At 73.1% G+C, this 13,623-nt stretch carries 10 protein-coding genes; 7 read left to right on the top strand and 3 right to left on the bottom strand.

Annotated elements, in window-relative coordinates:
- Positions 1-388 precede the first annotated feature (388 nt).
- Both OV090_RS19735 and OV090_RS19730 read right to left on the bottom strand, forming a co-directional pair.
- The gene (locus tag OV090_RS19735) at positions 389-2,530 is read right to left on the bottom strand and encodes a hypothetical protein (protein ID WP_267705385.1); all 2,142 of its coding nucleotides are present in this window, start codon (positions 2,528-2,530) and stop codon (positions 389-391) included.
- Positions 2,531-2,578: 48 nt separating this feature from the next.
- Entirely contained in the window at positions 2,579-3,142 is a 564-nt protein-coding gene (locus OV090_RS19730) for an alpha-ketoglutarate-dependent dioxygenase AlkB (RefSeq protein WP_267705383.1), read from the bottom strand.
- A gap of 97 nt (positions 3,143-3,239) precedes the next feature.
- On the opposite strand from OV090_RS19730, the gene OV090_RS19725 reads away from it, so the two are divergent.
- The 5 genes from OV090_RS19725 (at position 3,240) to OV090_RS19705 (ending at position 7,870) form a co-directional block, all read left to right on the top strand.
- On the top strand, positions 3,240-4,088 hold the full coding sequence (locus tag OV090_RS19725; RefSeq protein ID WP_267705381.1) for an EamA family transporter: 849 nt from the start codon (positions 3,240-3,242) through the stop codon (positions 4,086-4,088).
- Positions 4,089-4,122: 34 nt separating this feature from the next.
- Positions 4,123-4,611, top strand: coding sequence for a hypothetical protein (locus tag OV090_RS19720; protein WP_267705379.1), 489 nt, complete (start codon positions 4,123-4,125; stop codon positions 4,609-4,611).
- Positions 4,612-4,710: 99 nt separating this feature from the next.
- The gene (locus OV090_RS19715; protein WP_267705376.1) at positions 4,711-5,733 is read left to right on the top strand and encodes a cupin-like domain-containing protein; all 1,023 of its coding nucleotides are present in this window, start codon (positions 4,711-4,713) and stop codon (positions 5,731-5,733) included.
- Between the two features lie 255 nt (positions 5,734-5,988).
- Positions 5,989-6,465, top strand: a complete 477-nt coding sequence (locus OV090_RS19710; protein ID WP_267705374.1) for a periplasmic heavy metal sensor — start codon at positions 5,989-5,991, stop codon at positions 6,463-6,465.
- A 286-nt stretch (positions 6,466-6,751) separates the two neighbouring features.
- Positions 6,752-7,870, top strand: coding sequence for an STAS domain-containing protein (locus OV090_RS19705; protein ID WP_267705373.1), 1,119 nt, complete (start codon positions 6,752-6,754; stop codon positions 7,868-7,870).
- A 13-nt stretch (positions 7,871-7,883) separates the two neighbouring features.
- Here the strand turns inward: OV090_RS19705 and OV090_RS19700 are convergent, their stop codons facing one another.
- Positions 7,884-9,653, bottom strand: coding sequence for a right-handed parallel beta-helix repeat-containing protein (locus OV090_RS19700; RefSeq protein WP_267705371.1), 1,770 nt, complete (start codon positions 9,651-9,653; stop codon positions 7,884-7,886).
- Positions 9,654-9,928: 275 nt separating this feature from the next.
- Between OV090_RS19700 and OV090_RS19695 the strand changes: the two genes are divergently transcribed.
- Entirely contained in the window at positions 9,929-10,348 is a 420-nt protein-coding gene (locus tag OV090_RS19695) for a hypothetical protein (RefSeq protein ID WP_267705369.1), read from the top strand.
- Between the two features lie 494 nt (positions 10,349-10,842).
- Positions 10,843-13,464: a hypothetical protein gene (locus tag OV090_RS19690; RefSeq protein WP_267705368.1), complete on the top strand. Its 2,622-nt coding sequence runs from the start codon at positions 10,843-10,845 to the stop codon at positions 13,462-13,464.
- Positions 13,465-13,623 lie beyond the last annotated feature (159 nt).

Genomic DNA, 13,623 nt, shown 5'->3' with positions numbered 1-13,623 from the left:
CGCTGCAAGTCTTGTCGGGGTTGCAGGGGCAGCCGAGCGTACCGCAGGGACAAGCCTCGTCGTCCTTGCATACAGAGTTGTCGCCGGTCTCGCTTCCGGTGTCCGGCTTCGTACTTGTGCCCGCTTCCGCGGTGTCTGCCGAAGCGGCCGCGGTCGTCGTGGAAGCCCCGGATGTGCTCGTGGCACCTGGGTCGGGTGACCCGCACATGCACGCGCCCAGTAGCGCCGAAGCGAGGACGCTTCGCCGGATGAGGCAAGGCGCGAAACTGTGAGCCGCTGAGAGGCGCTGCATGAGCAGAGCAAGCAAATCCAAGGGGCCCACGCCTGTCAAAGCATGTCGTGGATCTGTCCTTGGAGCCATGTGATGCAGATGCGCGCGATGGCGGCGTCAGCGGTTCGGCAGGCCGAGGAGGAGCTCGACGGTGCCGGGGCCGAGGGGGTCGTCTTCCATGGCCGGGCGGCCGCCGGCGGGCGGGTTGAAGACGACCGGGTAGCGGAGGCGGTAGATCTGGTCGTCGAGGCGGCCGGCGGGGATCTCCAGGGCCCAGGCGGCCTCGAGCAGGCAGGCCTCGAAGCCGGGCTCGCGGTGGTTGAGGCCGGCAGCGTCGACCCTTGCCAGCATGACCTCGCCCTTGCCGACCTCGAGTTCGAATACGACCTTGCCGCCGAGCTGCTTGTCGCGCGTGAGGGCCTTATTGAAGCAGGCGCGGGCGCGGGGGAAGACGCGGATCCCGAGGTAGTTGCGGAAAATCTTCTCGTCGAGGAAGCCGCGCTCGTCGCCGTTGCCGCGGCCGGCCCAGGTGATGCCGAGCCGGGCCACGCGCTGTTGATTGAGGCCGAACCACGGCGGGCGGGTGAAGCCGTCGGCGGCAGCGCGGTCGAGGTCGGACACGCCGAACGAGGCGACCAGGGCGGCGGGCGGCGGGCGCGAGGCGACTGCGCGCAGGGTCCGGCTGGTGCGGACGCCGGCCAGCTTGCCGCGCACGCCGACGCTCGGCGGGGCGCCGGTGTAGTGGCCGCGGACGACGAGGACGTTGCCGGCGACGAGGCCCCCCGGGGCGGGCTCGTCGAGGGCGGCGCGGCGCGGGAGCTGCAGCTCGAGGTCGGAGAGGACGGCGGGGGCGGCCAGGAGCGCCTCGGTGAGGCCCTCGGGCGGTTCGCCGCCGCTGCGGCGGGCGTGCTGGGCCAGCGACTCGAGGCTGATGCGGGCGCCGAGGGCGGTGGCGACGCTGGTGATCGGGTGCTGCGGGGTGATCCCGCCGCGCAGCATCATCGGCTCGTCGACGATGAACAGCAGCTCGGGGCGGGTCGACTTTTTCTCGAGGCTGTCCGAAAAGACATGTCCGATCTGCTGCGCGCCGATGCCGGCGGGGAGCATGCCGTCGGTGATGACGACGACGAGCGGCCTGTGGGCGTCGCGGGCGGCGATCCGGCGGCCGGCGAGGGCGAGGGCGGCGGCGAGGTCGGTGCCCTGCTCGCGCGCGCCGGCGTCGAGGGCGGCGGCGACGCGGTCGCGGGCGCCGCGGTCGCGCACGCTCGGGAACTCGCCGTCAGCCAGCAGCGGGCGCGCGGTGCGGGCGAAGCTGATCGCGTCGAAGGTGAGGGTCGGCGGCAGCTCGTCGAACAGGCCGGTCAGCGCGGCGAAGGCGTCGCGGTGGAGGTCGGGGGCGGTGCTGCGCGAGCGGTCGAGGACGACGACGACGTGGTCGGGCCGCGGCGGCGGGGCGGCGCCGAGGCGCAGGTAGGCGCGGAAGCGGCCGCCGCTGGCCTTGACGCCGGGCGGGGTCGGGTCGGGCAAGAGCTCGAGGTGGCCGTCGAGGATGCCTCTGTCCTTCGAGACATGTTTATAAGGCCATGAAACTAAGGACCTGTCCTCGGGGCGCGAGAGGAGGACGCCGGCGCCGTCGCTGGCGCGGTCGTCGAGCCAGAAGCGGGGGATGTCGCCGGGGCGGGCGCCCTGGACGACGACGCGGCGCTCGGGCGCGAGGCCCCAGCGGTCGTCGCCGCGGCTCGGCAGCTCGAGCTCCCAGTGATCGGCGCGCAGGCGCGGCGGGGCCTTGAGCTGCAGCTCGATCTGGATCGTCGCCTCCGGCTCGAGGTTGAAGACGACGACCTCGGCCGCGGGCAGGTCGCCCGCGACCGCGGGCGCGAGGGCGCGGGCGAACACGGTGCCGGAGGCGCGGTGGGCCGGCTCGACGGCGACGCCGGCGGCGCGACCGGAGCTCCACGTGCCGTCGCGGGCGACCGCGAGGCCGAAGAGCTCGGCGTCGCGGGGCAGCGCGAGGCTGAGGACAGCGTCCTGGCGGCGCTTGCTGGCGTTGTGCAGGGTGACGCGCAGGCGCAGGTCGACCTTGTAGCCGTCGACGCCGGCGACGATCGCCTCGTAGGCGAGCTCCTGCACCGGGGTGAAGTTGCGCTCGGGGTTGGACTGGACGTCGATGTGCAGGTTGTCGGCGCGGGCCGGACCGGCGACCAGGGGACCGAGGACGAGGGCGGCTGCGACGGCGAGGGTCCGGGACGCGGCAGACACGATGGTTCAGTGTAACGCGGCGACCCGCGGGTGGTCTCGGGACCGCGATCAGCCGCGGCGATCGCGGAGGACGGTGCGGAAGGTCAGCGACAGCCGGCGACCGCGTGGGCCGCGATCGGGGTCGCTCTTGCGCGCCGGGATGGCGTGGCGCCAGCGGTAGCGCGCGTCGTCGGCGAGGACCAGGAGGCTGCGGGGCGGCAGCCAGACCGCGGCCCGCGAGCTCGTGGTCGGGTGCGACAATTCCAGAGTTGCGCCGCTGCCGAGGCTGAGCGAGGCGATCACCGGGCCGAAGCAGGGGACGCAGTCGATGTGGGCGGAGATACCCTGGCCGGGCACATACTCGTTGACGATGACCTGGTCCGGAGGACAGGTGAAGATCGCGTCACCGTGGAGGCGCGCCGCCAGCTCCGCGGCCCAGGTCGGCAGCGGCCCGAGCGGCTCGGCGGCGTCGACCTTGCGGCCGCGGTAGGCGTAGCGGTAGCCGTGGTGCTGGACGCGGCGGCGCAGGCCGTCGTCCCACGGGAGGGCGTCGACTGCGGCGATGATGTCGCGCTCGCGTTCGCCGGAGATCCACTCGGGCACGAGGGTGAGGCCGGGGACCGCCGCGGTCATGCGTCATGCTGCCACGCGCCCGCCGCGTCGCCGCGTGCAATTGCGCGCGTGGGCCGGGCTTGCAAGCGGGGCGAACTTGCGAGATGGCGGCCAGGCCATGCGCTCCCTGCTCGCGGCGACCCTGCTCTGGGCGTTCTCCTTTGGGCTGATCAAGCGCCACCTGGGCGGCCTCGATCCGAACTTCGTGGCGGCGATGCGGCTCGTGCTCGCGCTGCCGCTGTTCCTGCCGCTCCTGCGTACGCGTGGGCTCGAGGCGGGCGTGATCACTCGGTTGCTCGTGATCGGGGCGGTGCAGTACGGTCTGATGTACGTCGGCTACATCACCGCGTTCCAGTTCGCGGCCGCCCACGAGGTGGTGCTGTACACGGTGCTGACGCCGCTGTACGTGGCGCTGATCTGCGACGCGTACGCGCGCCGGTTCGACGCCGTCAACGTCGCGCTGGCGGCGATGGCGGCCGCGGGGGCCGCGGTGATCCAGCACCGCGAGGGCGCGGGGGTGGCGTGGCTCGGCTTCCTGCTCGTGCAGCTGTCGAGCGTGTGCTTCGCGTGGGGCCAGTCGGCGTACCGAAGGCTGCGGCGCGAGCGGACCGACCTGCGCGACCGCGAGGTCATCGCGCTGCTGTACCTCGGCGGGGTGGCGGTGACCGTGATCGCGACGAGCCTGAGCGGCGGATGGTCGACGCTGACGAAGGTGTCGAGCACGCAGTGGCTGGTGTTCGCGTACCTGGGGGTGCTGGCCACCGGGATGGGCTTTTATTTGTGGAACCGCGGGGCGGTGCAGGTCGGCGCGGGCGCGCTCGCGGTGGCCAACAACCTCAAGGTGCCGCTCGGGGTGCTGGTGGCGCTGACGATCTTCGGGGAACAGGCCGACCTGCTGCGGCTCGGGATCGGCGGCGGTTTGATGGTGCTCGCGGCGGCGCTGGCGGCGCGGCGGGGCGAGGCTTGACAGGCCGCTGCGGACCGCGTGTCCTGGGCTGGCGATGACGGAGCCCAAACCCCCCAGGCCGACGCCGCTGCCGCCCGGGCCGGCGCTGGTGCGCACGACGCTGATCGCGGTGACGCTCGGGGCCGCGGGCTGCGGCGAGGGCAAGAAGACCAGCGAGTCGGCCAGCGAGACGACGCAGTCGCCGATGCCCGGGCCGACGTCGAGCGACGACCCGACCGAGACGCCGATGTTCACCACCGGCGAGACTTCGGCGAGCACGACCCTGATCCCGCCGATGGTGCCGCCGATGCCCTCCGAGGGCACGACCGCGGTGCCACCGATGCCGCCGCCGACCTCCACCGGGACGACGACCGGGACGACGACCGAGGACACTGCGGGGACGACGGTCGTGCCGCCGATGCCACCGCCGCAGACGACCGGAGCGACCACCGAGGACGGGACGACCGCGATCCCGCCGATGCCGCCGCCGCAGACGACCACCGAGGACGGGACGACCGCGATCCCGCCGATGCCGGCGCCGTAGCCAGGAAGGTTTTAAGGGCATGTCGTAAAGGGCATGCCCATGAGGGCAGGTCTTTCAGAACATGTCGCAAAGGGCATGTTCAGGGATGCAAGTTCGGACATGAGCTTCAGGGCGGTCAAGATGTCGGCGCGGCGCGGGCGGCCGCGGCTGACCCCGGCGTACCGGGCGTGGCTGGCGGAGAACCTGCTGCGCGGGGCCGAGGCGCCGGCGCTCCGGGCGGCGCTGGCCGAGCGCGGGGTACAGGAGGCGGCGATCGCCGGGGCGCTGGCGCGGGCGCGGCAGTCGCCGGAGCTGGCCGGAGCGCGCGCGGCGGCGGCAGGGCTGCGGCGCGAGGCGCTGGTGAACCGGCTGCGCGGGGCGCTGCGGGCGACGTCGCCGGCGATCGAGCGCATCGGCTTGCCGTCGCCGGGGGAGTTCGTGGCCCGCTACTGGTCGACCGGGACGCCGGTGATCTTCACCGACGTGGTGCCGCGCTGGCCGGCGTTCTCGCGCTGGAGCCCGGCAGATTTTAAAAAACGCTTCGGGGCGGCAGAGATCGAGATGTCGATCGGGCGCGCCGGCGATGACGACCCGGATGTCCGCTTCAAGCAGCACCTGCGCCGGACGACGCTGGGCGACTACGTCGAGCGCGTGCTCGCGGCCGGCGAGACGAACGACCTGTATTTGATCGCCAACAACCGCAACCTGGTCCGGCCCGGGCTCGCGGGGCTGCTCGACGACGTGGCGCTGCCGGCCGGCTACTTCGACGCGTCGCGCAGCGCGAGCTGCGGGGCGCTGTGGTTCGGACCGGCAGGCACGGTGACGTCGCTGCACCACGACACCTCGAACATCCTGTTCTTCCAGGTGGTCGGGCGTAAGCGCTTCCGCCTGTACCCGCCGGAGCAGCCGCAATTGCTGGCGGCGGCGCGCGGGGTCTACAGCACGCTCGACCCGGAGCGGCCGAGCCCCGAGCTGGCGCAGGCGTTCGGCTTCGACGAGGTGCTGCTGCCGGGCGAGGCGCTGTTCCTGCCGGTCGGCTGGTGGCACCACGTGCGCGCGCTCGACCTCAGCATCAGCGTGGCTTTCAATAATTTCGTGTGGCCCAACGACTTCGAGTGGTACAAGCCCGGCGCGCCCAGCTGAGGCCGGCGAACGGAGAGGCGTCAGCATCGCCGATTGCGCGCCCGCCCGGGGGCCGGCGCACGTGGCGATCTCGGCGGCCGCTTCGCAGCAATCCCGGCCGGCCGCGGTTGACAGCCGCGAGACCGGACCGAATACTCGGAGGACGCGCGAGGCAAAACGCCCGCGCGGTCCGGACAGCGCCGGGAGCGAGAGCCCCGGCAGAAAGCGACAATCATGCATCCCTGGTTCTCTGCGTGGCGCGGGATTGCGCGCCGGGTGGCCTCGTCTCGACATTACGGGCACGAGCACGCTCATTGCGGTGGTTTTGGTAGGGGTCGCTGCGGCGACCAAGACGAAGGTGGTGGTGGCGGCGATCCCGGAGGCGGCCCGGAGGGCTTCTTCTGGGGCGGCGGTCCGTTCGGCGTGCGCCGGCCGCTGCGGTTCCTGGCCTACAAGCTCGGCCTCGACGAGCGACAGGTCGGTGAGCTGGCGGTGATCCTCGACAGCCTCAAGGTCGAGCGCGCCCAGGCCGAGCTCGACCTCCGCCGCACCAGCAGCGGCTACGCCGATCTGCTGGCGGCCGACACGTTCGACGAGGCGGCGGCCTCGCAGATCGCGGCCGAACGCACGCGCTCGGCCGAACGCGTGCAGAAGGCCGTGCAGGTGGCGGTGGGCAAGATCCACGCGCTCCTGGCCGAGGAGCAGCGGCGCCGCTTCGTGTACATGCTGCGCACCGGCCTCGTGCGCTTGTGATCGCAACGCGCCGCGCGGCGCCATGTTCGCCGCGGGTTTTTCCCGAGCGGAGCGATTCGCGGCGTCGGCCTCGCCGGTCACCCTGCGGTGATTGACGAGGAGCGCCCGGGCGTGCTCGCCCGGGTGCTCGTATTGATGATTGATAGGAGCAGGAGGCGCTGCGAAGCCCAGTTCGCCGACATGTCTCTTGCGACCTGTCGTGCGCCATGTGCCCACGTTCGTTCACCCAGGTGTTTCCGCAACGGCGGAGGCGTACTTCACCTCAGGGTCTGGGTACTCTGGACCGGTGGACGAACGCAGCAACAAGGCTCCTCACGTCACGATCGAAGTGGACGACGTTCTCCAGGTCACGGGCTGGAACCGGCGAGCCGAACGCGTGCTGGGTGTCAGCGCGGACGAGGCGGTCGGTCGCCCCCTCGGGGAGCTCGTCCCCGTGGCCGACGAGGCCGATGCGTGGGCGCGGCGTCTCGTGACGGACAGCGAGGAGCCGGAGGTGCTGCGGATCGACCGGCCCGCGGGCGAGCTGTACTTCGCGGCGTGGTGGGAGGTGACGCGCGAGGCCGACGGTCGGGTGGTCGGCGCCACGCTGCACGGTCACGACATCACGGCGCGCGAGCGCGAGTTTCGCCGGCGCGGCGTCGAGGCGAAGATGCTCGAGGCGCTGCTCGACAACCTCGAGATCGTGGTGTGCTCGATCGACAAGCAGGGGGTGTTCGCGTCGCAGCGGGGCAAGGCGCTGCGGACCGTCGGGCTCAGCCCGGGTCAATTCGTCGGTCAGGATTACTTCGAGCTGTTCGGCGGCACGCCGTCGGGCGAGTCCACGCGCAGGGCGATGAACGGCGAGCCGCAGGTGGCGGAGCTCTCGGAGGTGTACGGCGTCCACTGGCTGTCCTGGGGCATCCCGGTCGAGGACAGCGAGCTGTCGGTCATCACCGTGTCGCTCGACGTCACCGAGACGAAGCGCAACGAGCTCGAGCTGCGGGCCAGGCTCGATCTGATCGAGCGCCAGCAGCAGGTGATCCGCGAGCTGTCGACGCCGATCATCGAGGTGTGGGACGGCGTGCTGACGCTGCCGATCGTCGGTCTCATCGACACCGTCCGCACCGCGGAGATCATGGACAACCTGCTGCAGGCGGTCACGAGCACGCGGGCGAGGTTCGCGATCCTCGACCTCACCGGGGTGGAGGTCGTCGACACCGGCACCGCGAGCCACCTGATCGGGATGATCCAGGCGATCCGCCTGCTCGGAGCGGAGGGCGTCCTCACCGGCATTCATCCGCTCATCGCCCAGACGATCGTGTCCCTCGGGGTCGACCTCTCGCGCGTGCCCGTGTTCGGCAAGCTCCGCGACGCCCTCACGCACTGCATCGCCCGCCTCGGGCGCTCGTCGCGGCCGCGCACCTGAGGCGTCGCCGGCGTCACCGCCATTCGAGCGCGCCGAGGGTGCACGGGTCGCCGCGCGGCTCGCCGCGCTGGTCGGTGGGCGGGCAGTCGCTGCCGGCCGCGAGCGCGGGGCTGCCGGCGAGCGGGGCGACCGTCTGCGTCGGGCCGCCGTTGTCGGCGAGCGCGCCGAGCAAGGGATCGACGCGGGAGATCCCCGGCGTGCAGTCCATGTCGTCCTGGGGACCGGTCGGCCACTGAATGTTGTGATCGCCGGTGCCCGGAGGCGTGGCGAACATCGAGCCGGTGCAGTTGAGCGGGGTGTACTGATTCTCGGCGCTGTTGCTGATGATGGTGTTGCGGACCACGAGCGGGGTGACGCGCAGGATGCCGGAGCCGAATTGCGCGTCGTTGCCGGCGATCGTGCAGTTGAGGATCGTGCCGGTGGTGTGGTCGCCGATGGTGAGGCCGGCACCGATCCCGCGCGTCGTGAAGTCGGCCTGCGGCCAGGTCGAATTGCCGCTGATGGTGACGTTGGTGAGGTCGGCGACGGCGGCCTGGGCCCCGTGGCCGAGGATCCACACGCCCGCGGAGCCGCGGGCCTTGTTGCCGGAGATCGTCGAATGGGTGAGGGTGACCGCGGTGCCCTGAATGTAGAGCGCGCCGCTGCTCGGCGAATCGTCGTCGTCGTGGTCGGGGATCTCGTTGTCGGCGAAGGTGCTGCGGTCGATGATGGTGGGCTCGCCCTCGTAGCCGGTGCGGAACAGGGCGGCCCCGAAGGCGCCGCCCTTGTTGCCGCGCACGGTGGCGCCGCAGATCTTCAGCTCGCGGCCGCTGCCGTCCATGACGATCGCGCCGCCGTTGCCGCCCTTGCCGGCCTGCTCGCCCATCATGTCGATGTAGTTGGCGCCGCGCCCGGTGGCCTCGTTGGCGGTGAAGGTAGAGTTGACGATCGTGAGCGCGGTGTGCAGCGCCCCGACTGCCCCGCCGTTGGCCGCGCGGTTGTTATGAAATGTGCAGCCGACGATGGTGGTAGCGCCGACGCCGATGCCGTAGATCGCCCCGCCGGCGACGTCGGGGCCCCAGGTGGCGGCCTCGTTGTTCTCGAAGGTGCTGTCGATCGCGGTGACGTGGCCGCCGAGGTGGAAGATGGCCCCGCCGCCGCCGTCGACGTCGGTGCCGAGAGGGGTCTCGGTGCCGCTGGCCCTGGCGTCGATGAAGCGCAGGCGCTGGACGGTGAGGTTCGGACCCTGCGACTCGAAGTTGCCGGTGTTCATGTCGAGGATCCGCGTGACCCCGCCGCCGGACAGTGTGACGTCGTGGTCGCCGTCGAGCACGAGGTCGCCGGTGACCTTCAAGGCTTGAGACAGGGTGATGGTGACGGGGCCGCTGCAGTCGAAGGTGACGACGCCGCCGGCAGCGACTGCGGCGGCCAGCGCGGCCTCGGTGCAGCTGGCGGGGGTGCCGTCGCCGACGACCGTGGTGGGGCTCGAGCTGTCGGCGAGCTCGACCGGGACGTCGCAGGTGCCGGCGGGCGGAGGCGGAGGCGGCTCACCGGTGTCGGTCGGGTCGCCGGAGGGGTCGCTGGTGGCGGTGGCGCTGGTCGGGCTGCCGGTCGCCTCGCTGCCGCCGTCGGTCGGGTCGCCGGTGGTGCCGCCGGTCGGCGCGCTGGTGGGACCGGCGGTCGAGTCGCCGCTGTCCGGACCGCCGATGCCGGTGGAACCTGTCCCTTCAGTCATGTTGCCGCCGCCGTCGCCGCAGGCCGCGAGGGCGGCGAGGAGGGCGAGGCCGAGCTTGGGCTGCTGCATGGGCCCGAAGGTACCGCGCGCCCGGCAGCGACTGCGCGGGGGATCGAGGCGACACGAGGGCGCGTGCGCGCGAGGCTGTTCATGACGGCGCCGTCATTCGCGGGGGCACCGCGGGAGGGCGACGGGGCGCTCGGGAATCGCATGAGAATGCTGGAAATGAGGGGACGTCGGGGCCCTCGCGCGAGGGGGCGGCGAGGTCCGCGGATGCGGCCTGGCACGGTCGGCGGACCGCACCATGGTTCGCGAGCATGCACGACGCGAGGCTTCGATGGCTCATGAGCACGATGACGGCGGCGGTCGTGAGCGCGGCGATCCTCGGGTTCGCCTGCGGGGAGCCGCCCGAACAGCCGACCGGGTCGCTGTGCGCGGAGGCGGCGGACTGCTACCGCGACGTCGACCACGCGCTGCTCGGGGAGGTCTTCTGCGAGACCCAGTTCGAGGACGGCTATTGCACGCACACGTGCGAGCGAGACGAGGACTGTTGCGCGTTCGAGGGCGAGTGCATGCCGGGGATCGCCCACGTCTGCACGCCGCTGACGAATGACACGACGAAGCGCTGCTGGGTCAGCTGCGAGGACGGGGCGCGCCTCGACGCCGATCCGATGGCGTATTGCTTCACGCACGTGGGGCCGGGGACGGTGTGCCGCTCGTCGGGCGGCGGGAGCGAGAAACGCAGCATCTGCGGGCCGCCGTGATGTCGCGCGGCGTGGACGACGAGAAGGTCGTCGCCGCGAATGACGGGCGCCGCCGGTGTATGAGCGGCGCGGAGGTTGGTCGGGAGCGGCGTGATGACGGGTGGCGGTATGAGAGGCACGGAGGTTGGTCGGGAGCGGCGCGGGATGATGAGCGCGGCGTGATGAGTGGCGGCGGTAGGAGAGGCGCGAGGTTGGTTGCGGGCGGTGCCGGATGATTGCGCGGCAGGATGGCGGCAGTGAGAGGCGCGGAGGCTCGTTGCGCGCGGTGAGTGGTTGGTGGATGGCCGCGGGCGCGAATGGCTCGTGCGGGTGAGCGTCGTGCGAGGAGCGGCGCGCCAGGTTCGTGAGGACGGCCGGTCGAGCGTCGTCGTGGCGATGGCGCAAACGGACGGGAGACGCGCGCTTGCGTACGCCGGGGGTGTTGGGGCAAGTTCGCCCTGGAATTGGCCTCCGTGAGCGATCTTGCCCCGAACTCTGCCGCCCCGCCCGAGCCCGTGCGGACCCCTCTGCCCGCCACGCTGTGGCTCCGCTCGAAGCGGCCGGTCGCGTCGGGGGCGGCGCGGATCTACGTGCCGATGGCGGTGATCGCAGGGGCGCTGATCTTCGCGCCGCGCGGGCCGGTGTTCTGGGGGCTGCTCGCGGCGGCGGTGCTGTGGTTCGCGCTGTTCCCGGTGATCGTGCACGGGCTGCTCGGTCCGCTCGAGCGGGCGGTGCTGGCGGCGACGCCGAGCACTGCGCAGGGGCTGCTCGACGCGCTGCGCAAGCAAAGGCGGGTGCGGTGGTTCGCGCCGTTCGCGTGGACGGCCCTGCAGGAGGGGCGGCTGCACCTGGTGCGCGGCGAGGGGCGGGCGTCGGCCAAGGCGCTGACGGAGGCGGCGCGGCTGGCCGGGGTGATGGGCGATCCGCCGGCGGGGATCGTGTCGACGCAGGCGCACGCGCTGCTGGTCGCCGACGTGCCGGAGCAGGCGCGCGACCTGCTGCAGGCGCTGGCGAAGCGGCAGGCGCTGGGACCGTGGGACCAGCTGCACCTGGCGGCGGCGCAGCTGCTGGCCGGGAAGCCGCGGGCCGACGAGGTGCGGGCGCTGCTCGACGCGGCCCAGGCGGCGCTCGGGGCGACGCCGCGGGTGCTGGCGACCCGCGCGTTGCTCGAGCAGCGCGCGGGGGCGTCGGAGACGGCGCTGTCGGCCCTGCGCGGCGCCGAGGGGGGGCTCGAGGCCGGGCCCGACGAGCTGGCGCAGGCGCTGGTCGAGCGGGCGCGCCGGCTGCTGCGGCCGGCGGCGAAGGCGAGCGAGAAGCGGGCGCGCAAGCTCGAGGCGCGGGCGGCCGATCGCAAGGATGTCTTTTTAAAAGACAAAGACATGGCGCCGGGGGCAGGTCCGAAGGGACAGGTCGCGGGCAAGCCGGCCGGCGGGGTGAAGCGCGAGGATGTGGCGAGGGTCGCGACACGCGCCGCGGCCGAGGCGCGGCCGGCGAGCGCGGCGGCTCCGAGCGGGGTGGTGCTGGCGCTGCCGGAGGGGCCGGCGGTCGAGGCGGAACGATCGGCGGAGCGCGAGGCCGAGAAGCCGCGCGGGAAGCGGAACGTCCGGCGCGAGGAGCGACGGGCGGCCCGACGGGCGGCCAAGGCCGAGCGGCGGGTGCCCCAGCGGGCTCCGAGCACGCCGGCGCGGACGGCGGGGCGGCCGGTGAGCAAGGTCGCGATCGGGCGCGAGGACGTGGCCTCGGGTGGCTTGAAGGACAGGTCCGGCGGCGCCGAGGCGAAGCGGGCGGCGACGGCAGGCGCGGGCGAGGTCGCGCGGGCGAAGGCGGGCGAGGCTGTCCTTGGGGACAGGGGGGCCGAGGTCGCGCGGGCGAAGGTCGGCGGGGCGCCGGAGGCTGTCCTTGGGGACATGTCGGCCGAGGTCGTTCGGAAGGTCGGCGGGGCGACGGAAGTCGCGCGCGAGGTGACGGTCGGGGGTTCGACGGCCGCGGGTCGCAGTGAGGCTGTCCTTGGGGACATGTCGTCCGAGGCCGTTCGGAAGGTCGACGGGGCGACGGAAGTCGCGCGCGAGGTGACGGTCGGTGGTTCGACGGCCGCGGGTCGCGGCGCGGCTGTCCTTGGGGACAGGGGGGCCGAGGCCGTGCGCGAGACGGCGGCTGGAGGTTTGACGGCCGCGGGCCGTGGTGAGGCTGTCCTTGGGGACAGGGGCGCCGAGGTCGTTCGCGAGGCGGAGGCGGGCGACGCGAGTTATGGGGCTGTTCGAGAGGACAGGGCGGAGCAGACAGGTGCATCCTCTGCCGCTCCCGCTGCGGGGCCGGCGGTGCTGCCGGTCGAGGCGGTCGGGGCCGGGGTTCCTGGGGCGCGGGCGACTGGGGCGGCGCCCTCGGTCGGGTCGTTGTTCGGGCACCTGGGAGCCCCGTCGACGTCGCAGGCTGGGTCGCTTTCCGGGGCAGGGCGCACGTCCGGGCCGTCGCCCGCAGCAGCAGGGGGGAAGCCGCCGGCGTTCTCGGTGCCGCTGCCGAAGCCGGCCGGAGCGGGCGGCTTGCCGGTAGGCGGGGCGTTGCGTCCGCCGCCGGGGCTCCCGTCGCTGGCGGCGAAGAGCCCGGCTCCTGCCGTGCCGGGGACCAGCGCTGCTGCCGATATTCTGAGACCGACAGGGCCGTCGCTGTCCGGGTCGCACGTGGGCGCGCCCGCAGCGGGGCTGGCCGGGACGGCTGGAGGAGCTCCCACGGCGCCCCTGCTGCCGTCGAATCCCGCAGTGGGGGGAGCACCGGTGCCGCCGGTGCTGACGGCGAGTCCCGCTGCCGCTGGGAGCGCTCCGGTCGCGCCGGCGGTGTCGAGGCCGAGCGGGCCGGTCGCGGCTCCGGTCGCGCCCACGATGCCGAGGCCGAGCGGGCCGTTGGCGGCTCCGGTCGTCCCGGTGGTGCCCTTGGTGGCGCCGCCGCGGGTGGGTCAGGGCGCGGGGCTGCTGCCGCCGGTGGCACAGGCGCCGAGCGTCGCTCCACCCGTGATTTCGTCGGCGCCGCCTCCGGTAGCGCCGGTGCCCGGCGGCGAGGCGCCTGCGGCCGCGGCGGACGACGCGGAGTGGGATTCGCTGCTCGACGCGCTCGACGACGCGCCCGGGCCGAAGCCGATGTGAGAGTGATGGCGGACATGTCTTGAGGGACATGTCCGTTGGAGCAGCTGGGGAGACGGACGCGTCGCCGCCAACCCGCGCGATGTTGTCACCGGCCGCTCGGCGGCCCGGCGTGAGCGTGGCCAGTCTCGCATCATGGGTCGCGGGGCCTGCCGGCCGCTC

It is taken from the genome of Nannocystis sp. RBIL2 (assembly GCF_026626745.1).
Lineage (GTDB): Bacteria > Myxococcota_A > Polyangia > Nannocystales > Nannocystaceae > Nannocystis.
The sequence above is the reverse complement of the archived record's forward strand: the minus strand, read 5'-3'. Positions and strand labels throughout refer to the sequence as shown.